25 protein-coding genes are annotated in these 23370 nt (G+C 60.7%); 6 read left to right on the forward strand and 19 right to left on the reverse strand.

The annotated features are described in order from the left end of the window. Positions 1 to 18: 18 nt before the first annotated feature. The 5 genes from maiA to FHT97_RS09680 form a co-directional block, all read right to left on the reverse strand. A complete protein-coding gene (gene maiA, locus FHT97_RS09660; RefSeq protein WP_183861659.1) occupies positions 19 to 651 on the reverse strand; it encodes a maleylacetoacetate isomerase in 633 nt (210 codons plus the stop codon). After that, positions 648 to 863, reverse strand: a complete 216-nt coding sequence (locus FHT97_RS09665; protein WP_183861661.1) for a hypothetical protein — start codon at positions 861 to 863, stop codon at positions 648 to 650. The genes maiA and FHT97_RS09665 overlap by 4 nt, the downstream gene beginning before the upstream one ends. Before the next feature lie 207 nt (positions 864 to 1070). Next, positions 1071 to 1811, reverse strand: coding sequence for a peptide-methionine (S)-S-oxide reductase MsrA (gene msrA / locus FHT97_RS09670; protein ID WP_183861663.1), 741 nt, complete (start codon positions 1809 to 1811; stop codon positions 1071 to 1073). A gap of 12 nt (positions 1812 to 1823) precedes the next feature. Next, the gene (locus FHT97_RS09675) at positions 1824 to 3584 is read right to left on the reverse strand and encodes a cytochrome c biogenesis protein DipZ (RefSeq protein ID WP_183861665.1); all 1761 of its coding nucleotides are present in this window, start codon (positions 3582 to 3584) and stop codon (positions 1824 to 1826) included. Between the two features lie 129 nt (positions 3585 to 3713). After that, complete coding sequence (locus FHT97_RS09680) at positions 3714 to 4391, reverse strand: type 1 glutamine amidotransferase domain-containing protein (protein WP_183861667.1); 678 nt, start codon at positions 4389 to 4391, stop codon at positions 3714 to 3716. 241 nt (positions 4392 to 4632) lie between these two features. Between FHT97_RS09680 and FHT97_RS09685 the strand changes: the two genes are divergently transcribed. The 4 genes from FHT97_RS09685 (at position 4633) to FHT97_RS09700 (ending at position 7420) form a co-directional block, all read left to right on the forward strand. Further along, on the forward strand, positions 4633 to 5565 hold the full coding sequence (locus FHT97_RS09685) for a LysR family transcriptional regulator (protein WP_183755519.1): 933 nt from the start codon (positions 4633 to 4635) through the stop codon (positions 5563 to 5565). Between the two features lie 140 nt (positions 5566 to 5705). Then, a complete protein-coding gene (locus tag FHT97_RS09690) occupies positions 5706 to 6419 on the forward strand; it encodes an SDR family oxidoreductase (protein ID WP_183861669.1) in 714 nt (237 codons plus the stop codon). 95 nt (positions 6420 to 6514) lie between these two features. After that, positions 6515 to 7150 carry a DsbA family protein gene (locus tag FHT97_RS09695; RefSeq protein ID WP_183861671.1) on the forward strand — a complete coding sequence of 212 codons (636 nt, stop codon included), beginning with the start codon at positions 6515 to 6517 and terminating at the stop codon, positions 7148 to 7150. Between the two features lie 36 nt (positions 7151 to 7186). Next, on the forward strand, positions 7187 to 7420 hold the full coding sequence (locus FHT97_RS09700) for a 4-oxalocrotonate tautomerase family protein (protein ID WP_183755517.1): 234 nt from the start codon (positions 7187 to 7189) through the stop codon (positions 7418 to 7420). 109 nt (positions 7421 to 7529) lie between these two features. Here FHT97_RS09700 and FHT97_RS09705 read toward each other — a convergent pair whose 3' ends face one another. From FHT97_RS09705 to FHT97_RS09750, 10 genes are all read right to left on the reverse strand, one after another. After that, positions 7530 to 7859, reverse strand: coding sequence for a hypothetical protein (locus FHT97_RS09705; RefSeq protein WP_183861673.1), 330 nt, complete (start codon positions 7857 to 7859; stop codon positions 7530 to 7532). Between the two features lie 174 nt (positions 7860 to 8033). After that, complete coding sequence (locus FHT97_RS09710; RefSeq protein ID WP_114713614.1) at positions 8034 to 8918, reverse strand: intradiol ring-cleavage dioxygenase; 885 nt, start codon at positions 8916 to 8918, stop codon at positions 8034 to 8036. A gap of 7 nt (positions 8919 to 8925) precedes the next feature. Then, the gene (locus tag FHT97_RS09715) at positions 8926 to 10680 is read right to left on the reverse strand and encodes an FAD-dependent monooxygenase (RefSeq protein ID WP_183861676.1); all 1755 of its coding nucleotides are present in this window, start codon (positions 10678 to 10680) and stop codon (positions 8926 to 8928) included. Beyond that, a complete protein-coding gene (locus tag FHT97_RS09720; RefSeq protein ID WP_183861678.1) occupies positions 10673 to 11761 on the reverse strand; it encodes a branched-chain amino acid ABC transporter permease in 1089 nt (362 codons plus the stop codon). The genes FHT97_RS09715 and FHT97_RS09720 overlap by 8 nt, the downstream gene beginning before the upstream one ends. A gap of 5 nt (positions 11762 to 11766) precedes the next feature. Beyond that, on the reverse strand, positions 11767 to 12630 hold the full coding sequence (locus FHT97_RS09725; RefSeq protein ID WP_183861680.1) for a branched-chain amino acid ABC transporter permease: 864 nt from the start codon (positions 12628 to 12630) through the stop codon (positions 11767 to 11769). Continuing rightward, a complete protein-coding gene (locus FHT97_RS09730) occupies positions 12617 to 13336 on the reverse strand; it encodes an ABC transporter ATP-binding protein (RefSeq protein WP_183861681.1) in 720 nt (239 codons plus the stop codon). Before FHT97_RS09730 ends, FHT97_RS09725 begins: the two co-directional genes overlap by 14 nt. Beyond that, a complete protein-coding gene (locus FHT97_RS09735) occupies positions 13336 to 14055 on the reverse strand; it encodes an ABC transporter ATP-binding protein (RefSeq protein ID WP_183861683.1) in 720 nt (239 codons plus the stop codon). Before FHT97_RS09735 ends, FHT97_RS09730 begins: the two co-directional genes overlap by 1 nt. Positions 14056 to 14117: 62 nt before the next feature. Then, a complete protein-coding gene (locus FHT97_RS09740) occupies positions 14118 to 15401 on the reverse strand; it encodes an ABC transporter substrate-binding protein (RefSeq protein WP_183861686.1) in 1284 nt (427 codons plus the stop codon). Between the two features lie 32 nt (positions 15402 to 15433). Next, positions 15434 to 16495, reverse strand: a complete 1062-nt coding sequence (locus tag FHT97_RS09745) for a maleylacetate reductase (RefSeq protein ID WP_183861688.1) — start codon at positions 16493 to 16495, stop codon at positions 15434 to 15436. Further along, on the reverse strand, positions 16492 to 17367 hold the full coding sequence (locus tag FHT97_RS09750) for a dioxygenase (protein WP_183861690.1): 876 nt from the start codon (positions 17365 to 17367) through the stop codon (positions 16492 to 16494). Before FHT97_RS09750 ends, FHT97_RS09745 begins: the two co-directional genes overlap by 4 nt. Before the next feature lie 96 nt (positions 17368 to 17463). Between FHT97_RS09750 and FHT97_RS09755 the strand changes: the two genes are divergently transcribed. Beyond that, a complete protein-coding gene (locus tag FHT97_RS09755; protein WP_183861692.1) occupies positions 17464 to 18414 on the forward strand; it encodes a LysR family transcriptional regulator in 951 nt (316 codons plus the stop codon). A 32-nt stretch (positions 18415 to 18446) separates the two neighbouring features. Here FHT97_RS09755 and msrB read toward each other — a convergent pair whose 3' ends face one another. The 3 genes from msrB to FHT97_RS09770 form a co-directional block, all read right to left on the reverse strand. Beyond that, positions 18447 to 18929: a peptide-methionine (R)-S-oxide reductase MsrB gene (gene msrB / locus FHT97_RS09760; protein WP_183861694.1), complete on the reverse strand. Its 483-nt coding sequence runs from the start codon at positions 18927 to 18929 to the stop codon at positions 18447 to 18449. Positions 18930 to 19009: 80 nt separating this feature from the next. Beyond that, positions 19010 to 20296 (reverse strand): epoxide hydrolase family protein, encoded by a 1287-nt coding sequence (locus FHT97_RS09765; protein ID WP_183861696.1) that lies wholly within the window; start codon positions 20294 to 20296, stop codon positions 19010 to 19012. Positions 20297 to 20420: 124 nt separating this feature from the next. Continuing rightward, positions 20421 to 20816, reverse strand: a complete 396-nt coding sequence (locus FHT97_RS09770) for an Ohr family peroxiredoxin (protein WP_183861698.1) — start codon at positions 20814 to 20816, stop codon at positions 20421 to 20423. A 147-nt stretch (positions 20817 to 20963) separates the two neighbouring features. Here FHT97_RS09770 and FHT97_RS09775 point away from each other — a divergent pair, with 147 nt between their 5' ends. Continuing rightward, positions 20964 to 21470 carry a MarR family transcriptional regulator gene (locus tag FHT97_RS09775; protein ID WP_183861700.1) on the forward strand — a complete coding sequence of 169 codons (507 nt, stop codon included), beginning with the start codon at positions 20964 to 20966 and terminating at the stop codon, positions 21468 to 21470. Positions 21471 to 21583: 113 nt separating this feature from the next. Here the strand turns inward: FHT97_RS09775 and FHT97_RS09780 are convergent, their stop codons facing one another. Next, positions 21584 to 22669, reverse strand: a complete 1086-nt coding sequence (locus FHT97_RS09780) for a DUF3095 family protein (protein ID WP_183861702.1) — start codon at positions 22667 to 22669, stop codon at positions 21584 to 21586. Positions 22670 to 23370 lie beyond the last annotated feature (701 nt).

Genomic DNA, 23370 nt, shown 5'->3' on the forward strand with positions numbered 1-23370 from the left:
TTTAAATTCGGCGAATGCTCATGTTCGCGGCACGGGGCCGTTGTCGACAAAGGCCGGGATCTCGCGAAGGCTGGCGACAATAGTCGCTATGCGCGGCCATTGATCGAGGGAGAGGCTGTTCCTCTCAGCGTTCACGGCTTGCGGGAACAGGCAGATATCGGCCACCGTTGGAATATCGCCAACCGCGTATTTGCCGGTTGGTCTCCGCCGAAGAAGTTCTTCGACCGCCGTCAAGCCGACGCCGATCCAGTGGCGGCTCCAGTCCGCGACATCCGCCGACCCAACGCCAATCGCACTCAAGTGCGCGGTCACCCGGGGCGGAAGAAGTGGATGGATGTCGGCGGCGATCGCCAAGGCGACGGCCCGCGCAAAGGCGCGATCCTCAAGCCTGCCCGGCAGCAGCGGTGGCTCTGGGTAGCGTTCGTCCAGATATTCGATGATTGCCAGGGACTGTGTCAGCAGCACGCCCTCGTCGGTCAGCAGGGCGGGAACGAGTCCCTGCGGATTGACCTGCAGATATTCGGGCTTCCGATTGACGGCATCGGCACCAAGGATGCCGATTGTCTCGCGCTCAACGTCGAGCCCCTTCACCGCCAGCGCGATCCTGACGCGCGACGCCGCCGACGAGATCTTGTCCTCGAACAATTTCATTGCCGATCTCCTCGGTCGTTCAAGCTTTCGGGCGTCGCCTTGGCCAAGACAGTATCCGCGCTCTGCGCGAATTGCTTTGCGCCCGCATCGGCTGAAGGCGACAGTAGCGAGAAGAGCGCTGCAATCGGAGGCGGCTCGCCTGGAGCGCTGTCCCAGGCGCATGGTACGGCTGCCAGCGCAAGCATGGCGAAGGAAGTGACTAGAAGGCGCATTGCTTTCTCCTCAATTGCTTGACCCATCTGGGCCAACTCCCGGAAAATTCTGATCTTCCGGCGAGAACTCGAGCGTGACGACCGCGCGTATCCCGCATGTGTTCGAATCCCCGAAGAACTGTATCGTTGTGTAGGTGCGGCCTGGTCGCGGCCGGTCCAGGCCGCAATGTCGCGGGAGAAATATCCCGCGACATTGCCGCGGCAAAATCAGCCCGCCTGTTCTGCGGCAAGAACGGGACGCTCCCGATACTCTTCCGGGAAAAGCCGCTTCAGCGCCTCAATCTTTGGCTGCTCATAGACGTACACATAGGGCTGGTTGGGATTGTTGTAGACATAGTCCTGATGATAGGCCTCGGCACGATAGAACGTCTTCCCGACCTCGATCGAGGTCGCGATCGGGCGAACAAAAGCACCCTCGCCGCGGAGCTGAGCGATGTAGTCGGAGGCGACCTTCTCCTGTTCGTCGTTCAGCGGAAAGATTGCCGAGCGGTACTGCTTTCCGGCGTCGGGACCTTGCTGGTCGACCTGTGTCGGATCGTGAACCACGGAGAAGAAGATCTGCAGCAACTGACCGTAGCTGACCTGCTGCGGATTGAAGACGATCTCCACTGCTTCCGCATGACCGGTCTGCCCGGTCTCGGTCATCTCGTAGGTGGCTGTCGCGGCACTCCCGCCTGCGTAGCCTGCCGTCGCGCTGACAACCCCGGCGACATGTTGGAAAGCGCCTTGGACACCCCAGAAGCACCCGCCGGCAAGGACCAGCGATTGTGTAGCTGGGGTCGCGGCGACATCGTGGAGGACCGGAGGAACGCGCCTGGCCTCTTCCGCTGCCGCTCCGCCACTTAGCTTGAGCACAAGACCGCCGCCTCCGATCACGGCAAGGGTCACAATGCCTAGCTTTCCGATGGAGCCAAGCAACGACGAACGAGTTTTTTCTCGATGTTTCATGATCTTATCCTTTCATCCGAAGGTGAATACGAAGGCTTCGACACCGGGATCGAGGAAATGGATCTCGAACGTCCGCTCCCGCACCTCTCCCGACTGGCGCACCAGCTGGTAGAGCCGCGTTTCGGAAACCGTGCCATTGCCGTCTGCATCGATATCCGAGCCATGATCGGCTCCCGGTGCGGCCCCATCGACCTTCACCTGAAAGCGGACCTTCTTGCCGTCCGCCCCGGGTCCGAGGACCAGATGGAGATCTCGGGCACTGAACCGATATGTGATGCCGCCGCCAGCCTGATCGAGTGAGGCCTGCTCTCCGCCGACGGTCCACTTTCCGGTAAGCCCCCATTCGTTGAGGCCCGGCTCACCGACGGTGTAGTCGCGAGCGGCATCTGCCTTGACTCCTTCCGGCGAGATGAAGTTGGCAGCTCGGAGATAGCCGATGTAGGATTCTCCCGACTGCAGTCGGGCAAGGTCGGGCGCCGCCTCGGCACCCTTGGCGTCAGGCGCGACGGTGGCCGCATCTGCCTTCTTGCTACCTGCTGCTTCGGCCAGCAGATCCTGGATGACCCGTTCGGACTGCTCGTAGTCTCCTTCACCGAACTGGGTGTGCCTGATCTGGCCCTTCGCGTCGATGAAGTAGTGGGCCGGCCAGTAGTTGTTGGCGAACGACCTCCAGATCTTGAAGTTGTTGTCGATCGCGACAGGGTAGCCGATCTGGAACTTGTCGATTGCCTGACGGACATTGTCGATCCGCTTCTCGAAGGCGAACTCGGGCGAATGGACCCCGATCACGACCAGTCCCTGGTCCCGATACTTCTCCGCCCAGGCCCGAACGTAGGGGATTGTCCGAATGCAGTTGATGCAGGAGTAGGTCCAGAAGTCGACGAGAACGACCTTGCCGCGCAATTCTTCCGCGGTGAGCGGCTTGGAATTCAACCATTCTACGGCACCGTCGAGCGACTGCAGGCGTCCGAGGACGGGCAAATCGCTCTGGTATCCCTTCCGCGCATCGTTCGCGGCAAGTTGCATGGCATTGCCGCCCGGCTCTGCAACACCGCTCGAACCATGCAGTTTGTCCAGCAGCGACTGTTCGATGCCGGCACTGCTGGCATAGGAGAGACGCGACAGCAGTCCGGTATCAAGCCCAAGGGCAATGGCGGTAACGCCGGCCAGCACGGCTATACCAAGACCCTGGCGCAGACGCTCGCCAACGCCGAGCGATCGCTTCATCGCCGCAAACACCTTCTCCCCGGCAAGAACAGCCATCGCCAGCGAGGTCGCGGCACCTGCCGCGTAAGCGGTCAGCAAGAGCGTTGTCTGAACGTTCGCCCCCTGGAGGGCGGCACCGGTCAGGACCAGTCCAAGGATCGGGCCGGCGCAGGGCGCCCAGAGAAGGCCCGTTGCAACGCCGAGAAGGAAGGAGGTGCTGACGCCACCCTTGCCGCTCGCCTGCTGCGACAGGCGGCTGCCAAGGGCGACGGCTGGCCGCGTCACGACTGCCGCGATGCGCGGCGAGAGCAGCGTCACGCCGAAGCCGGCGATCAGCGCGATGGCGGCATATCGACCGATTTCGTTGGCGTGCACCGCCCAGCTGCCGCCGACGGCAGCAAGCGTTGCCACGCCCGCGAAAGTCACGATCATGCCGACCAGCATCGGCAGGATGCTTCTCGCAAAGGGCTGGCCTGCCCGCGACAGAACGAAGGGTAGGACCGGAAGGATGCAGGGGCTGACGATCGTCAGGGCCCCTGCAAGGTAGGCAATAAGGAACAGCAGCATAGTCATCCCCTGCAGTTGACCGATGCTTACGCATTGGTCGTTGATGGTGGCTGCAAGGGACCAGCCCGAAGTATCTCCGTTGTGTCGCTTTCCGCCCGATTTGTATCAGAATGCAAGCGGCCGGGCGGTTCAGGAGTTCAGGAGCTTCAGCAGTTTCTTCGCGGCCGAGCCTGATGAAGCCGGGTTCTGCCCCGTGATCAGCCGCCCATCGACAATCGTAAAATCGACCCAATCGGCGGCCTTCTCGTAATGCCCGCCCAGACGCTTCAATTCATCTTCGACGAGAAAGGGCACGACTTCGGTGAGATGGACAGCCTCTTCCTCGCTGTTTGCAAAACCGGTGACACGCTTGCCCTTGACCAACGGCTGCCCCTGGTAGGTTACCTTTTTCAGAACCCCGGGTGCGTGGCAGACCAAGGCGATCGGCTTGCCTGCAGTGTAGAAGCTTTCGATAAGGGCAATCGAGTCCTCGTCATTGGCGAGATCCCACATCGGGCCGTGTCCGCCGGGATAGAAGACTGTATCGAAACCATCTGTCTTGACCCCGCTGAGCCGCACCGTGTTTGCAAGCGCCCTTTGCGCCGCTGGATCGCCCTTGAAGCGCGCCATCGCCTCTGTCTGATTGGCTGGTTCGTCACTCTTCGGATCGATGGGAGGCTGCCCGCCTTTCGGAGATGCAAGGGTTACCTCGGCGCCGGCATCCTTGAACACGTAGTAGGGTGCGGCAAATTCCTCCAGCCAGAAGCCGGTCGGCTTGCCGGTGTTTCCGAGCTTATCATGCGAAGTCAAAACCATCAGGATCTTCATCGTCAGTTTCCCTTTGTTGAGCAACCATAAGACGTGGCTGGCATCTCACTTTGCCCGAACGTGAGCATGGCGCGTTGCAAGGCTTTGCCCCCTGAAAACCCGATCCTTCGAACCACCGCCGGGCCCATCCACAGATAGCGCACTGGCTCAGGCTTTCCTGGTTTCATCCCCGATATTTACTTCCGTCCAATTTCGGGTGAATACTCGCCGCCGGGCAATCACTATTCCGCGAGGCGGCACAATGGATCGCATCGACGCAATGAAGGTGTTTGTGACGGCAATTGACGAGGGCAGCCTCGCCGGCGCCGCCCGCAATCTGAAGCGATCGCCAACAGCGGTCAGCCGGGCGCTAAGCTTTTTGGAGGCGCATGTTGGTGTCGAGTTGCTGCATCGGACCACTCGAACGCTGAAGCTGAGCGAGGCGGGCCAACGCTATGCAGCAGCCTGCCGGCGCGTACTGGTCGATCTTGAAGAAGCCGACATGCTGGCGGGCGGCGAGCGCGCGGCTCCGCGCGGAACTCTGACCATCTCCGCACCACCGATCCTCGGCGAAGAGGTCCTGCGCCCTATACTGGACGACTTCCTCAACCTTCACCCGACCGTCTCTGTCCGCTTTCTCATGCTGGATCGCTTCGTCAACCTGGTCGATGAGGGCGTCGACCTCGCGGTGCGTATCGGCCACCTGTCGGACTCTTCGCACGTCTCCACCCGTCTCGGTGGCGATGTGCGACGCGTCGTGGTCGCCTCCCCCCGCTATCTGGCAGCTCATCCGCGCATCGACGAGCCGGGCGACGTGGCAAAACATCAGATCATCGCGTTCAGCAACTTCGGGCTGGATTCCTGGAGTTTCATACCGGCGAAGGGGACCACCATCCCCAGGGTCGTGCATTTCACGCCGCGCTGTATCTTCAACAGCGTTCGCGCTGCCGCGGCATCGGCGGCTGCAGGCGGCGGCCTGACGAGACTCTATTCCTACCATGTCGCATCCTACGTGCGCGACGGTCAGCTGAAGATCGTGCTCGCGGACGCGGAACACCCGCCCTTGCCTGTGCATCTGCTCGCACCACAAGGCCGCATGTCCGTGCCCAAGGTCCGCGCCTTTGTGGACTTCGCAACGCCGCGGCTGCGTTCCGAGTTCGCGCGCATGGCAACAGCGGCTGGTATGCTCGCCTGATTGTGCCGAAATACGGTTGATTGTTGATCAATCAACGTCAATTCTCTCAATGATCGGATGGATCTAAATCAAATGCACCAACGCCGAGGGCGTAGGGCGGCCAGCAACTGAAAGGCCGCTGCACTTGAAAGGATCCCATCATGAGCACGGAACAGAAGGTCGCCATTATCACCGGCGCATCACAAGGCATCGGCGCAGCATTGGTTCGAGCCTACCGCGACCGCAACTACCGCGTCGTCGCCACCTCACGCTCGGTCGAGCCTAGCTCCGACACCGGCATCATCGCCGTACCCGGGGATATCAGCAAACCGGAAACTGCCGAACGCGTCGTCCGCGAAGCACGCGAGCGTTTCGGTCGCATCGACACATTGGTGAACAATGCCGGTGTCTTTCTTGCCAAGCCGTTCACTGAATTCACCGAAGACGACTACAACCACAACATGGGCGTCAACGTCGCCGGTTTCTTCCACATCACGCAGCGCGCGGCGACCGAAATGCTGAAGCAGGGCTCCGGTCATATCGTCAGCATCACGACGAGCCTAGTGAACCAGCCTATCGCAGGGGTCCCGGCCGCCCTCGCCTCTCTGACGAAGGGAGGGTTGAACGCCGTTACCCAGTCGCTGGCTATCGAATACGCAAAGAGCGGCGTTCGCGTTAACGCAGTCTCGCCGGGCATCATCAAGACGCCGATGCATCCGCAGGAAACGCATGCAGCACTCTCCACGCTGCATCCGGTAGGCCGGATGGGCGAGATTCGCGATATCGTCGATGCCGTCCTTTATCTCGAGGGTGCGAGCTTCGTTACTGGCGAGATCCTCCACGTCGATGGCGGCCAGAACGCCGGTCGCTGGTAGACCGGGCGGCCCGGCTCGACCGGACCAATTTTATCCCGCGACTGCGAGCCCGGACGGCCGCAGTCGCCGTCGAGACAAAGCTCAATAGGTGAAAAATGAAACTGGTGTTGGTCGCCGATCCAATGTGCTCTTGGTGCTACGGCTTCGGAAAGGAAATGACGGCCCTGCAGGAGCGTCATCCCGACATGTCGCTTGAGATCGTCGTCGGAGGCTTGCGCGCCGGTGCGACCGACGTGCTTGATGATGCCGGCAAGCGTTTTCGCTTGGAACACTGGGCAAGGGTGGAACAGGCGAGCGGCCTGCCGTTCAATCGGGACGGATTGATGGCCCGTCAGGGCTTCGTCTATGACACCGAGCCCGTTTGCCGGGCGGTCGTGGCGGCGCGTATTCTCAAGCCGGAAGCCGATCTATTGCCGGTCTTCCGCGCCATCCAGCGCGCATTCTACGTCGATGCCCTCGATACGACCGATGGTGCGGTCCTCGCGCAAGTCGGTGCCGAGGCTCTGAGCGCTGCCGGTTATCCCATCACACAGGACGAGTTCCTCACGGTGTGGCAAGCCAAGAGCACGATCGATGCTACTGCTTCCGATTTCGTCAGGGCACGATCTATGGGAGTATCGAGTTTTCCGACTTTGTTTCTTTCTGACCAAGGCAAACTGCACCGGATTGGCAACGGATATGCCCATGTCGACACATTGGAGCAGGAGATCGGCGCCCTGCTCGCAGCATAGCCACCCTCAAGTTCAACCTCCAGAAAGGAGACTGCAATGCCCATTGTTACCGTACAAGTGACCCGCGAAGGAACGACGCCCGACCGCACTTCGGTCACCGCCGAGGAAAAGGCCGCGATCATCAAGGGCGTCAGCCAGGTATTGCTCGACGTCCTCAACAAGCCTCTTGAATCGACCTATGTAGTCATCGAGGAAGTCGATCTCGACAATTGGGGCTGGGGTGGACTGCCGACCGCGCAGTATCGAAAACAGCGAGCTGCAAAGTCTTGAAAAGCGAGACCCGCTGTCGGATACCGGCGGCGGGTTCGTTTGGCCTCCTCCTTCGACCACCGCAAAATCTTGCAGCTTGACGTTTGCCCGCACCGGTAGGCCCTCTCAGTCAACGCGCCGGCTGACTCTGCTGAAGATCTTGAAATCCGACCTCGGGGCACCCGCGCACATTGGCGAAAGTGATCTCGCGGCGATCACCCCACCCTGTCAGCCCTCGCAGCGTCAGAACATTCTCGTCGCGATAGACGAGATCCGTGCGGTAGATGCCGGCGCGTCGGGCCCTGTTGGTCGCTTGACTGACGTTACAGGTGCCCTCTGATGGCTCCACGTGCCAAGTGCTCGTACCCCTGCCATCGGGATTCCAGCCGTCCGCGGCACCTGCCACAACCGGTAGCAAGGCTGCGAAAGTCAACAAGGTTACACGGAACGCGGCTTTCATGATCCCTACCCGGTTGCGCTACACTGGAACGCTCCGCGCCAAGATAGACGGACTGTGGCGCAGCGCAATCGCGTCGGGGCGACCCACACGCCATCTACAGACAAAAGGTACCGGACTCGTGCGGCAGCGTTGATGATCGGTTAACGTCGCCGCACAGTCGTCTGGCTGATCACCTCATCGCTTCGCCCGAGCAAGCACGAAGTCGTGCTTCACCTCCCAGAAGTCGCCGGCAAACTGATACTGTTTCGAGCGTTCGGCATCGGTTGTTCGGCGAAATTCGGCGAGCAGGCTTTCCTTAACGCCAAACACCGCATCGGAGTCGATGTAGGGATCGTCGGGATCGAAGATGTGCGTGATCAGTGTTTCGAAGCCGTCTGCCTTGATGATGTAGTGCAGATGCGCGGGTCGATTGGGGTGGCGCCCTAGCGCCTTCAGCATCTGCCCCACCGGACCATCGTAGGGGATCGGATAGTATTTTGGCTTCACCGCCCGGAACCAATAGTGCCCGTCCGGCCCGGTCCGGAACACGCCGCGCAGATTGAAATCCGGCTGAATGCCCTTCTGCTGGACATCGTAGAAGCCCTCGTCGTTGGCCTGCCATACATCAAGGACCGCGTTGGCGATCGGCCGTCCATCGGTATCCAGTATCCTGCCTTCGATGACCATGTCCTCGCCCTTCTGGTCGAGGCAGATGTTCGCACCCATCGGCAGTTCCGGTGCGTCGGCAACATGAAACGGGCCGAGTACCGTGCTTTCCGAGGCACCCGACGGTTTGCGGTTGTTGATCGCATCGACCAGCATCGACACCCCGAGCGTGTCGGAAAGCAGGATGAATTCCTGCCGCCACTCGTTGCACATCTGCCCGGTGCGCGTGAGGAAGAGAATGGCTTGCATCCACTCGTCCTGCGTCGGCTCGATCTCCTTCACTGCTTCGTGGAGTTTTCGGGTGATGACCTCCATCACCTGTTTCAGGCGTTCGTCCTTGGCGTTCTTGTTGCGGCCGGTCACGACGGCGACCGAATCTTCTTCCGTGAAGAAGCCCTTTTCATGCGCTTCCATGTTGCTCTCACTTATCAAGAATGGATTTCAGGACGCGGCGCAATTCGGCTTCCGGATTGGAAACCATCTCGTCCGCGCGCCAGGCGACGTGGTGGTCGGGACGTACCAGAATGGCGCCGGAATCTCGCACCTCTCGCGCGTTGGCCCAATCGCCAACAAGGTCCTGCCATTGCTGGCGCGGCCCGATGACGTGCGTGGTGATCCGGATGTTGAACTCCTTCGCGAGCGCCTTAGCGGCCGCAGCCCAGCCGTCGCCGCCAATGCCGGTCAGAATGGTGAAGGTGCCATGGCCGGCCAGATCGAGGGTCGAAGCTTTCTCGCCGCTCTGATTGAACAACCAGGCGTGCGGCAATCGAGCGCCGGGCCATGTTGTTGGCTGATAGTGCAGCTCCGGATCCTTCGCAAAGGCGGGTTCGGGTCGGCCGTCCGCTACAATGCCGGCCGACTTGTAGCGCTGGTTCATCTCGACGCCATGCGCATCGAATTCATAGACCTTGTAGGCAATCGCATCGCGGATCGCCTTACGCTGCTTTTCCGCGTCTGGCGTGTCCTGGCAGCGCGCATCCATATTCTCTTGCATCTTAACGGGATCGACCGAGTCCAATAGGCCAAGCGCCTTGAAGATTGGGCCGAACTCTTCAATCGACTTGTTCGCCCGCGTCACGATCTGCTTGGCGACAGGCGCACGTTCGGCATTGTAGCTATCAAGCAGTCCCGACCCGGCCTGTCCCTTCAGGACCATCGACAGCTTCCATGCGAGGTTGAAGGCATCCTGAATTGACGTATTGGAGCCCAGCCCGTTCGACGGGGGGTGGCGATGCGTCGCGTCGCCCATGCAGAAAACGCGTCCGTTCGACATCGTCGTCGCGTACATGTTGTTGACGGTCCAGGTCGACACCGACTTGATCTTTGGCTGAAGCTCCTGATCGCCGACGAGTTCGCGCACAACCTTGATGGCGAAATCCTCGGTCACCTCAGGCGCCGGCTGGTTGATGTCGTAACCCCAGACAATCAGCCATTCGTTCCACGGCCGCACCATGCGCACGAGCCCCATGCCGATGCCGCCGACATCAGCGCCCGGCTGCAGCACCCAATAGAGCACGGAGGGCCGATGCGCGACATGGCGCGACAGATCAGCCTCGAACAATATGTTCATCGAGCCGCCGACGCCCATCTTGCCTTCGAAGGCAAGGCCCGCATGTTCCGCCACCTTCGAATTGCCGCCATCGGCGCCAACCAGGAACTTGGATCGGACGGTAAATTCCTTACCGGTCAGCCGATCAAGACAGGTGGTCGTGACACCATCGGCATCCTGCTCATGGCTGATATATTCGCACGACATGCGCGCCTGCGTGCCGCGCGAGCAGGCGGTCTTGAAGAGCAGCGGCTCCATGAAGGTTTGCGGCAGATCGTTCATCAGGCTCGGCGAAGAGAGCTGATGCTCGGCACGAGACAGCGGATGCTTACCCCAGCTCTTCATGCGGCCGATTTCCTCACCGGTCAGCGAGGTGCAGAAGACGTTCTCGCCCATCAGGTCCTGCTCTGCGGCAAACATGTAGGCTTCATCCTCGACGTCCCGACCGAGGTCGCGCAGAACCTCCATCGTACGCTGATTGGTGATGTGGGCGCGCGGCGTGGTCGCAAGCCAGCGATAGCGATTGATCACCATGTTCTCGACGCCGTAGGTCGACAGCAGCGCCGCGGTTGCCGAGCCTGCCGGGCCCGTTCCGATGATGAGTACGTCCGTTGTGATATCAGCCATTTGGCCCTCCTATCTTCTTGTGTCCGAGAGGTCCGCCTTTGAGGATGCGGCGAACCGGAAACAGCTGGATGCCGGTGCGATCGGAGAACAGCCCCCACAACCCGCGCGGGGCGAGCAGCATCGTGACGATCGCAACCAGGCCGAGGATCAGGAGATACCAGGAGCCATAGCCGGCAAGCAGGTTTTGCAGCAGGAAAAAGACGATGACGCCGACGATCGGGCCTTCGACTGTGCCGATGCCGCCGATGACGACGATAAAGATCACGTAGGCGGTCCAGTCGATCACCGAGAAGGCGGCGTCCGGGGAGATGCGCTGCTTCTGGACATAGATCAGCGCTCCACAGCAGCCGGTCAGAAATGCCGCCGTCAGGTAAACCATGGTCTTCATCCGACGGGCATCGACGCCAACGGCTCGGGCCGCTTGCTCATTGTCGCGAACTGCGGCAAGGCCCAGCCCATGTCGTGAGCGCAGCAGCCAGTAGATGGCTCCAATCGTCAGCAACGCGAGCACCAGCGCAAGCCAGTAGGTCAGCGCATCGCCGGCCTCCGCCGACTTCATGCGGAACAAGGATTTCAACAAATCGATGCCGATCATCTCGCGCGTCGCATCACGGGGGAGCGAGGTGCCGGTGCCGCCGCCAAGCGCCTTCCATTGCGCAAAGAGCAGACGCCCCACCTCGGCGATGACCCATGTGCCAATGGCAAAATAGGGACCGTAGAGGCGAAAGGTGAAGAAGGCCGTCGGTGCCGCAACGATTGCCGCGAAGAACCCGGCGACGATGACCGCCGCCACCGGGTCGAGCCCGAGCAGGCTGACCAGCGCAAACATCGCGTAAGCGCCGCATCCGACGAAGAGCTGCTGGCCGACCGAAATCAGACCAGCATATCCGGCAAGCAGATTCCAGCATTGTGCCAACACGAGCATCGTAAGGATGAAGAACAGATCCTGGACAGCGCCCCGCGACACCAGCAGTGGCGCAAGAAAGGCGAGGATCACGACCACTGTGGCGATAACCGCGAATGCCACCGAGGCGCCGGTGCGGGTCTCGACTTTGAAGGTTGGTGCGAGCAACTGTTCCATGACGCTCAATCCACTGCGCGCGGGAAGAGGCCGCGCGGCTTGAAGAGGAGGACGAGAAGAAAGGCGAGATGCCCGGCGAGAATCTGCCATTCCGGATTGACGGCAGCACCGATCGTCTGCGCGACACCAAGGATGATACCGCCGGCGAGCGTCCCCCAGAGGGAACCCAAGCCACCGATGATCACGGCCTCGAAGGCGTAGATCAGCCGCGCCGGTCCGGACGTGGGATCAAAATTGGCGCGCGTTCCCAGGAAGAGTGCAGCAATCGTCACCACCACCATGGCAAGACCGGTCGCCATGGCGAAAATCCGTTGCGGCCGGATGCCCATCAGGCCCGCCGTGGTGACGTCGTCGGATGTGGCACGAAAGGCCCGGCCGACGGAGGTCCGGTAGATCAGTTGGTTCAGCGCAACGATGGCGAGGACCGCCGAGCCAAAGGTGAGCAGCGGCATGACACCGACATTGATCGGCCCTAGTGAAACGGAGGCAGTCTCGAGCGTGCCGGCCGAAATCCGCCGGCTGTCAGCCGTAAATCCTTCCAACAAGCCGTTCTGGATCACGATGGAAAGACCGAACGTCACCAGCAGCGGCGGCAGGATATCCTTTCCGAGCGTGCGGTTGAGCAGGTGGTATTGCAGCACCCAACCGGCCGCGAACATGAGAGGCACCGCAACCAGCGCGGCAACAAAAGGATGAAGCCCCAGCAGGGAAACAAGCAGCAGGATCAGAAAGGCCGCGAAGACAATCAGGTCGCCATGAGCCAGATTGACCAGCCGCATGATGCCGAAGACGAGGCTGAGCCCCGCCGCAAAAAGCGCATAGAGCCCACCGAGCAGGATGCCCTGTGCTATCGTATCAAGCCAGTTCATGACCATCCGCTCCGAAGTAAGCCTTGTGAATAGCCTCTTGATCGAGGTCGCATGGCTTGCCGGAGAGCGTGATGCGACCCTCCATCATGCAATAGACCCGATTGGACACCTTGAGCGCCTGGGCGATATCCTGCTCGACGATGATGATGGCCGCGCCGGTTTCGCGGATCCGTGGAAAGGCGGCGTAGATGTCGCGCACCACGACCGGCGCCAATCCGAGGCTGATCTCATCGCAAAGCAGTACATCCGGATTGGACATCAATGCCCTGCCGATCGCCACCATCTGCTGCTGGCCGCCGGAGAGCGCGGTTGCGGGGCTGCGCCGTCGCTCCTTGAGGATCGGGAACAGTGCATAAATGCTGTCGAGCGTCCAGGGACCTGAGGTCTTGCGGCCGTAGGTCCCGACCAGCAGGTTCTCCTCGACGGTCAAGGACGGAAACAAACGCCGGCCTTCGGGTACCATGGCGATCCCGCGTGCCATAACGTCGGGAGCTCCGAGGGCGCCGATCGCTTCTCCGCGATAACGGATGGAGTCCGGCTCGTTCTTCAGGACGCCGGAAAGCGAGCGCATGAGCGTAGTCTTGCCGGCGCCGTTTGCGCCGATGATTGCCAGCGTTTCGCCCTCATCAAGGCCGATTTCGACGCCGAACAGCGCCTGGAAATCGCCGTAGGAAGCCGTCAGGGCGTGGGTTTCAAGCAGAGCCATCAGACCTCGATCCCTAGGTAGATTTCACGCACTTCCATCGAATTCATGATCTCGTCTGGTTTTCCGATGCCGATCACTCGGCCGAAATGCAACACGAGCAGGCGTCCGACCACGGCGTTCAGCGCATGCAGGACATGCTCGATCCAGATCACCGCAATGCCTTTGTTATGCAGGCCACGGATGGTGGCGACCAGCGCCCGGCATTCGCCCTCCGTCAGTCCGCCAGCGATCTCGTCGAGCAGCAAGAGTTTCGGATTGGTTGCCATCGCGCGGGCGAGTTCCAGCCGCTTACGCTGCAGCAGCGTCAGGCTTCCAGCCGTGGCATTGGCCTTGTCGATCAGGCCAGTGTCGATGAGGATTTCCGCGCAGCGATCCGTGACCTCCCCTTCCCGTTTTTGCGCGCCGAAGGACCCTGCCACCAGCAGATTCTCGAACACGGTCAGCTGATCGAAGGGTTGCGGGATCTGGAACGTGCGGCCCATACCCGCAAAGCACCGTGCCATCGGCGGGGTCTTGGTTACGTCGGAGCCTATGAAACGGATTGTCCCTTTGTCTGCCGCAATATTCCCGGTGATCAGGTTGAAGAGGGTCGACTTTCCGGCGCCGTTGGGGCCGATGATTCCAAGCGCCTCCCCTTCCTCCACGGCAAAGGAAATCTGCTCGGCGACCGTCAACGCGCCAAACTTCTTCGAGACACCTTCCAGTTCCAGTATTGGCATCCATCTCTCTCCCATTAGGGAGCCGCCTCCACGGCTCCCTCGATCCGCAAGCGCCGATGCGCTCAGGCGATCGGCTCCATCTTTCCGCCAGTCGGAATGTTCGGGGCGGTAGCGTTCTCGACAATGATCAGATCATAACCCTTGCCACCCTGCTTCAGTCGCCACTGGCCTCCGACGAGCGGTGTCTTCGCAACGTTCTTCTGGGCGAACGGCGGCAGCTTGTCGTTGCCCCAGGCGACCGGCCCAACGAGCGTATCGAGCTTCGTTTCGCCGATGACCTTGGCAACCGCCTCGCCGTCGCCGGGTTCGTCGGCGCGCTTCATGACATCGACCGCGAGCTCGAACAGGGCGTGGGCAAAGCCGATCGGCTGCGTCCAGGGACGGCCCGTCGCCTTGGTGAAGGCGTCGGCGACCTGCGCTGCGGTCTCGCCCGTCAACGACGACTTGAAGGGATGGCTTGGCGTCCACCACACTTCGGTCGAAAGATTGTGGCCGGCATCGCCGAGCGATTCCACTGTTTGCGGGAAAAGCAGTGCCTTGCCGACCGAGGCGACCTTCGGCTTGAAGCCCTGCTGCTTCGCCTGGTTCCAGAAGGTTGTAAGGTCTGGCGGGATGACGACGCCGGTAACGATCTCGGCGTTCGCCTGCTTGAAGGCGTTGATCTGCGCGGAAAAATCGTCCGAAAGGTTCTGGAAACGGCCGGGATCGGTCAGCGTATAGCCAAGCTTTTCGAGTACCGGCGGGAAGCCGACGACCTTGTCCCCCCAGGCATTGCCATCGCCATCGTTGGGGAAGAGCCCACCGACCTTCTTGTTGGTCTCGACCTGGCCCCACATGCCGGTGAAGACGGCAATGATATCCTCGAGTCCCCAGAAGAAGTGATAGGCGAAGTTGAACGGTTTCCAGGAATTCGGGTCGCCGGGATTGGCCTGCTGGCCAATGAACCATGGCTGCCACGGTGCCACCGTCGAAATGCACGGCATTTCTTCCGCTTCACAGGTGGTCGACACCGGATTGGTCGTCTCCGGCGTCGAGGAAACGAGCACCAGGTTCACCTCGTCGGTGACGATCAGCTCCTTGGTCACCTCGGCGGCGCGATTGGGATTGGACTGGCTATCCTTGACGACAACCTGATAGTCGAGACCCATCTTCTTTGTCGTCGCGAGAAAGTTCTCGATGACGAACTTGTCGGCCTCGCCGAACGCGGCGAGCGGCCCCGTTTGCAGGCTGACGTAGCCGAGCTTGATGGAGCTCTTCTGCGCAAGCGCAGGCAAGGCCAGCCCGGACGTGGCGGCGAGTACGCCGGTGGCCGCCGTCTGTTTCAGGAAATCGCGTCTGGTTGTCATTTCATTCTCCTCCCATTCCCCCTTGTGTAATGTCAGTTCTCCGGCCTGCGGCCCTCCCAGGCCTGCTGCAGCAGCGCGCGGATCGACGACCGATCAATCGGTCGCGGATTCCAATAAGGATTCTCGACAGCGATCTGGCTTGCCTTGTCGAGATCGGCCTCGGTCAGGCCGAGATCACGGAGAGCCAGCGGCGCGCCGATCGACTTTGCGAAATCCCAGAGCCCCCCACCGACCGAGCCGCCGAAAATCTCCGCGACAGGCTGAAGAAGCTCCGGCAGTGCAACGCCATTGAAGCCCGCGGTATGCGGCAGCATGATCGCATGCGTTTCCGCATGCGGCGTGTCGAAGGTGCCGCCAAGCGTGTGGCAAATCTTGTGGTGCAGCGCCATGCCGACCGTGCCGAGGACCGTGCCGCAAAGCCAGGCGCCATAGAGCCCCTCCGCGCGTGCCTCGATATCGTTTGGCACCGTCGCGATCTTCGGAAGTGCTGACCGGAAGGCACGCAAGCCTTCGACGGCCATGAGCGTCGAGATCGGGTTGCGGTCCTGCGCGTACAGCGCTTCGACGGCATGGGCCATGGCGTTCAGACCGGAGGTCATCGACATACCGACCGGTAGGCCGGTTGTCAGCGTGGCATCGTAGATCACCACCTCAGGCAGGATCTTCGCCCCCTTCACTGTCGTCTTGCGACCGCCCTCGGTCTGACCAAGGATCGGGGTGACCTCTGACCCTGCGTAGGTCGTTGGAATGACAACCTGCGGCAGGTCGGTGCGGTAGGCGATGGCCTTTCCCAGGCCTGTCGTCGAGCCGCCGCCGAGCGACACGACGCAGTCGGCGCAAATTTCCTCAACCACTCTCATGGCCGTTTCGGTTACATCGACAGGCGTATGCATCACCGCACCGCTGAACACGCCGACGGCCAGCGGCCCGATCCTTGCGGCCAGCGCCTCGGCATCGCCCTTCTGTTGCGGCGTGGAGAGGACTAGTGCCCTCCGGCAGCCAATCTTCTCGATCCAGCTTCCCACCTCTTGGCTCGCGCCTTCGCCGAAGACGATGTGGGCCGGGCTGCCAGCATAGTGGAATGACAGGCTCATCGTGTTTTCTCCGGTCTTGCGCGCACCATCACGAAGGTGAAATCGACCTGCTTCATCTGCGACACATCTCCGTTGGCCGGGCGAAAGTCGCGGACGAGCTCAGGCTTGACGCCAAACAGCGCATCCTCATGGAGATGCGGATCATTGCGATCGTAGACATGCGTGGTGATCGTCTCGAACCCTGCCGCCCGCACGACAAAATGAAGGTGCGCTGGCCGATGCAGGGGATAGCCCGCCGCCGCCAACAAATGCCCGACAGGGCCATCGTCCGGAACGCTGTACCCCTTCGGCATGACCGTCCGGTAGTTGACGCATCCATTGGCATCGGCACGGAAAAGGCCACGCAGGTTATGCTCAGGCTGCAGGTCCGGCTGCTGGTTCTCGTAGAGACCCTGGGCATTGGCCTGCCAGGTAATAAGTTCGACCGAGGGAACGGGCTGTCCATCGAGATCGACGATCCGGGCAGAGATGCAAAGCGGCTCTCCCACCCCATCGAGCGAAATCGAACTCCCCAGCGGGCGCTCCGGCACATCGCTACGAAAGAACGGGCCTCGGATCGTGTTGGGCGTGGCGCCCTTCGGTCGTCTCGAATTGATCTCCTCCACGAGAGCGGAGGCTCCGATCAGATCGGCGAGCAGCACCCATTCCTGACGGCGTTCATCGGAGGCATGCCCGACTTCCGTCAGAAACGCGATGACGTTGCGCCACTCGTCCTGGGTGGGTCGGAATTCCTTGATCAGTTCATGAGCGTGCTTGACGATCGCAGCCATGAGACGTGGCAGCTGGCCACCTTTTCCCGAAGGCATGCGCTCGGCAAACACGTCCGAAGACGTCGCCTCACTGAAAATAAGCGCATCGGCTGCCGTCGGCATGCGTCTCTCCCAAAACCGCATCGTTGGTGAGAATAAGCTAGCAGTCCTGCAGCGGCCGATTGATGATTTGATTCAGCTTTAATATAACGGATCGTTATGAAGATAGACGAACGACACTTGATCCAGCTTGCCGCCGTGGTCAAGACCGGTGGCGTGACCGAGGGAGCAGCCCTTCTCGGGCTCGCGCAACCGGCTGTATCACGCACGCTGTCGATGCTTGAAATGCGTCTCGGCGAACCACTGTTCATCAAAGGCCGCAGGCCGCTGCAGCCGACACCCCTTTGCCTCTCGCTGTCGGAGCAAGGGCTGGTAATGCTGGCGGCGTCTCGCAAGGCGTCCGACCTCGTGGAAAGCTTTCGCGTCGGCAAAAGCGGCGTCGTGCGCGTCGGAGGCACGCCCTTCTTCATGGATGCGCTGATCGCCGGGCTCTGCGCCGAGTTTCAGGTTACTCGCCCTGATGTTCGGATCGATCAAACCTACGGCTACTTTCCGGATCTCCGTGCCGCACTGAAGGCCGACCAGATCGATCTTGCCATCTGCCCGATCGACATTCTCGACGAAGGATCCGGCCTGGAGTTCCAACAGATCCTGCCGGGGCGCAATGTGATCGCCTGCCGCGTCACACATCCCCTCTTGCTCAAGCGCCGCCTGCAACCCAGTCAGCTTCTCGATTATCCCTGGGTCGCTCCGCCGCCCGGCAGCCCCCTCCTGGCCGATCTCAGAGCCCTGCTGCTTTCCTTTGGGGGAACCGAGATCAAGGTCCGCTATTCCGGCGGTTCATTGATGAGTGTGCTCAACTATCTCAAGGCGGCGGACGCGCTCACTGTGATGCCACACAGCGTCGTCTTCGCATTGCGCAAGGAAAAATCCATCACCGCCCTACCGTTGACGATCCCGCATCCGGAGAGGGCGCTGGCAATCCTCACGCGTGCGGATTCGGTGCGGTCACCAGCAGTCGACCAATTCGTGCAACATATCCGCTCAGGCTTCGAAAGCCTGCGCCACCTCATCAAACGGCATGAGGAAGCGGTGGTCTGGGGGCGGTAGCGGCTTACCGCTACCGCCGTGGTGGCAATCAACTACCGCGCAGGTTTGCCTTCTGGACCGCCGCGGCCAAGCTTGTCAGGAAGCGGCTCGCCCTTCGGTGTGAATTCGAGCGATCCTGAATTGATGCAGAAACGCTCGCCCGTCGGAGGCGGGCCATCCGGGAAGACGTGCCCCTGATGCGCACCGCACCGTGCGCAAACGATCTCGGTCCTGACGATGCCGTAGCGCGTGTCGCGAATACGCCGCAGATGATCGCTTTCGACAGGGGCGGTGAAACTCGGCCAGCCGGTGCCACTCTCGAATTTCTCGACGGCCTTGAACAGGGGAAGGCCGCAAAGGCGACACGTATAAAGCCCTTCGCGGTGCTCATGCAGAAACACCCCACAGAACGGCGCCTCCTCCCCATGCTCGAGCAGCAAATGGCGGTCCTCCTCGCTGAGCTCCGCCACAAGCTCCTGCATCTGGTCTCGCGTTGGAGGAGTAAGATCGAATCCAAAATCGACGACATCACGCATCTTGGTCTCCTGGGTGTTCCGGCGATTTCCGGAACACAGTTTAATGTTACGAGAGGACGGATGACGCCATCCGGGTGTGGCTATGACCGCAACGTCCGGAAGGCGGTCCTAACCTCCTCGGAGAAGGCCTCTGGCTGTTCCCAGGCGGCAAAATGACCGCCCTTGTCGAGCTTGTTGAAGTGGATGAGCTTGGGATAGGCCCGCTCCACCCAGCTGCGCGGAGCCGCATAGATCTCGTCCGGGAAGACGCTGACAGCGACCGGTATCTGGAGATTCTTGACTGCGAAGAAGGCGAGCTTGTTTTCCCAATAGAGTCGCGCCGACGAGACGGCGGTATTCGTCAACCAGTAGAGCGTGACGTTGTCGAGGATGTCGTCTCGCGTCAGGCCTTCCGCTTTCCCGTCGAAGACACGGGCGATCATTTCGTAACTGCGGATATCGTGATCGAGCATCCATGCGGCGAGACCAACAGGCGAATCCGCGATTCCATAAAGCGTCTGCGGGCGGTTCGCCATTTCGAGCGCATAGCCAAGGCCATGCTTGTAGAAATCGTCGAGCTGCGCGTAGGCGTGCTGTTCATCCGCCGAGAGACCTGCCGGCGGTTTGCCGCCGAGCTGCAATGCCGCGGCAACGTCATCGGGAACGGTGGCCGGCATATTCACGTGAATGCCGATCAATTGCGGCGGTGCAATCACCGCCATCTGTTCCGAAACGGCATCGCCCCAATCACCGCCCTGGGCGACATAGCGCGTGTATCCAAGCCGATCCATCAGCTCGATCCAGGCATGCGCAATGCGAATGGGGTCCCAACCCGTCTTCGTCGGCTTGCCCGAGAAGCCGTGACCGGGCAGCGACGGGATGACCAAGTGGAACGCGTCCGAGGCCTGGCCGCCGTGCGCCGTCGGGTCGGTTAGCGGTTCGATGATCTTCAACTGCTCGATGATCGAGCCGGGCCAGCCATGTGTGACGATCAGGGGCAAAGCGTCTTCGTGCTTGGAGCGAACATGGATGAAGTGAATATCCAGCCCGTCGATCGTGGTCATGAACTGCGGCAGGGCGTTCAGCCGGGCCTCGACCTTGCGCCAGTCGTAGTCGTTTGCCCAGTATTCCGCCAGCTTTCGCGTCGTTGCGTACTGGACGCCCTGTGAACTGTCGTTGACGGTTTCCTGTTCCGGCCATCGGGTGGCGTTGATGCGCTGGCGCAGGTCTGCGAGCTGCGCGTCGGTTGCCTTGAACTGGAAGGGCCGGATTGCGTTGCCGTTGCCGGCCGCAGCAACGAACGAAGCCGGCAAGAGACTGACTGCACCCGCAACCGCCGCAGAAGCGAGCAGGCTCCGTCGAGTGACCGATGATAATAGAGCTGACATGACGTCCTCCTAAGTGTTCAGGTTCATTCGGGTGCCTGGCGCATTCTTCGCAAAGGCCGGGCGCTTCCATGCACGATGGTTAAGATCGGCGATGCCTTGATATCGGCGTCGCTACGAGCCTCGCTCAGACGAGGGTCAGCGACACGTCGATGTTGCCGCGGGTTGCCTTGGAGTACGGGCAGATCTCGTGCGCTGCATGCATCAGCTCCTCTGCGACACCGCGCTCGATGCCTGGCACGCTCACATTGAGGCGCGCCCGCAGAAAGAAGGAACCTCCGTCGACGTTCAGATCGATTTCCGTATCGATCTCAGGATCGACGGGCAGCTTGATCTTCCTCTGTGACGCCGCGAGCTCGATCGCGCCAATGAAGCAGGCCGACCATGCTGCACCAAAGAGATGCTCGGCGGCCGGATGCGGCTGCGAAAGCTGAAGATTCAGCTCGCCATCGCCGCTGCGGGTGAAACCGTCGCGACCGCCCTTGTTGTGAGTCTTGCCGGAAAAAAGAAGCTTCTCAGTCATCACAAAATCCTTCGCTTTACTCTTTTGATCGCATCCGCCTAGATCGGATGCGATTGAAATAGTTAAGCAGAAAGTCGATGTCAATAGCATTGCGATTTAATCGGATGCGATTTATATATAGAACAAACAATCGAACAGGATATCCTTATGTCCACGTCCAAAACCGCAAAAACCCTAGAGACTGGGATGCCCTCCTCCGGCGAGACCGAGAGCAACGACAAGAAGCTCTCGAACTTCCTTTGCTTCGCCGTGTATTCGGCAAACCTTGCCTTCGGGCGCGCCTACAAGCCGATTCTGGATAAGCTGAATCTGACCTATACGCAGTACATCGCGATGGTGGCGCTTTCCGAGCAGGACGACCAGACCGTGGGAGCGCTCGGCGAAAAGCTGTTCCTGGAGTCAAACACGCTGACCCCGATGCTGAAGAAACTTGAAACTCTCGGCTATATCCAGCGCAAACGTGATTCCGCTGACGAGCGGCAAGTGCGCCTGAGCCTGACGCCGGCTGGACGCGATCTCGTCGCGGCTGATCCCGGCGCACCACTCGTCGAAGCCACGGGCCTCGGGGAGGATTTTCCCGTCGTTCAGAAATCCGTCGTGCGTCTACGCAACAACCTGCTGAAGAGAACGCAGGACAACGCCACGAAGCGCTGATTTCAATGCAATTGAGCGCCTGTTTCGGCGCTCAACTCCCCTTTGCGCAAATGTTCGCGCGATAAAAAGCGCCGGCCTTTGGACCGACGCCCGTTGCGACAGGAGCCCTCGTCCTACCGCGATGACACCAAGGGAAGCAGTTCTGCCTCCATCATCTCGGCTGCCTTGGCATACCCGCCGCCCATGCCATCCAGGAAGTGCAAGTGCGACTCGGGGCGCCCGGAAGGCACGAAGCAGGTCATCAACGCGTGAGACTGGCGGTGCAGTCCGAAGTTAATCTCGCCACGCGCCTTTGCGGCAACGAGCATGGCTTCGACAGTTTCGATCTGCTCCGGCGTGCAGTCGAGCGTAAGACGCAGGCCATCGTCGTACTTGCGAAAGTCCGAGTTTGAAGCAACCGCTGACCAGCCTTCGATATCCAAAGACCTAGTACCGTCCCTGGGAACGGCTGTATCCCGGGACAAAGGTTGGGCGTGCTGCGCGCCGGCCTCCAGAACGGAAAGCACGCAACCGGCCAGCGACGCAAAGGCCTCAGGACTGGTATGTTCATATGGTTCGACCAACAGCGACAGGATCTCGCCTCGCTGGCTGGGAAACGGCTTCCAATCACAGGTCAGCCCGGTCAGATCAGGCTCCGTCGTGTAGCTGCCCGGCTTCACCAGGTACCGCCCCCTCTTGATTTGCCGCTCGGCCCACTTGAGACCACCGCCGGCAAACATCGCGTAAGTTGCACTTTCAGAGGCGGCATACCGTGCGATGCGCACATCATGCCCGTTCGAACGGATTTCGCCGACAGTCAGCAAACCGACGCGAAGGGCAAGGTCAAGACTGCTCCTTGCGAAGTTTGCGACCTGCCGCATTGCCGAAATCGCGGTCATGATCCCATGCGGCGGTAGCGCGAACGCAGCCCCGTCGCCGCGAAACACAAAGGGAAAATCGAAGTCGCCCCAGGCATTTCCGACTGCGGCGATCACCGACGCACCAGCGTAGTTGACGTCTTCGTACCGCCCCGACTTGATCGCCGACGTCGAACTGACCACATCGGTGATGCCGATCAGCCAATCATCGGGCAACGCTTCGTAGACGGAGGGATCGAGCATCTTCGTGAACTCGCCATAGGCCGGGGACGCGTTCGGATGATTGCCGGCCGTCAGGGCATCTGCTTGCGCGATTGTAGTGCCCGATTCCATCGAGGGCATGAACCTGTTCCCGTGCCACATAGACAAATCCCTTCGCTGAATTCAATTCGCGCACCAGTAACTCGTATGCGCCGTAAATAAACGGAAGGGGCAACAATGTCAATATGCGATTTAATCGGATACGATCGTAATGCGTGGGCGAATCACTGCTGGGACACCGGCAGCGCGATAGAGACATCATCCGAAATAGGGTCGGTACGAGCCACGTTTTCGTGATTCAAACCCACGATACCACCGAAAGGCTCATATGCACCGCCCCCGTGCCCCCAAAGTACATGTGGATTACCGTATCTGGTAAATTCCATGTTCCGTCACTTCGAGTAGCATGTGCTTGGATGATTACATTTCCTAGTCATCAAGAGGTCACTGCAAAACTCACATCGTCTGTTTTGCGGTGACCTCGCCAAAACCCTCGACACGACCGGCACCTAAACGGCGCTTCGAACGGAAGCCTTGCAACGCGCGTTCCGTGTTCCCATCTTAGGTCGGTCACCCAAAACTCTAACTGACATGGTCGACGCGACAGCGTCGCATTTTGCTGTGTTTCCTCCGTTCGCGTGATGGAAGCCGAGGGCGCCATGTCGAAATGCCGCCTACGCGGCAAAGGACTTTAATTGAACAAACCAAACACGCCTGCTGCTCCGGCAGCGTGTCCGCGCGAGCGCGATGACGCTGCTCGCCACCCGGACGAGAACTGGAAA

The sequence above is a fragment of the Rhizobium sp. BK399 genome (assembly GCF_014194695.1).
Lineage (GTDB): Bacteria > Pseudomonadota > Alphaproteobacteria > Rhizobiales > Rhizobiaceae > Rhizobium.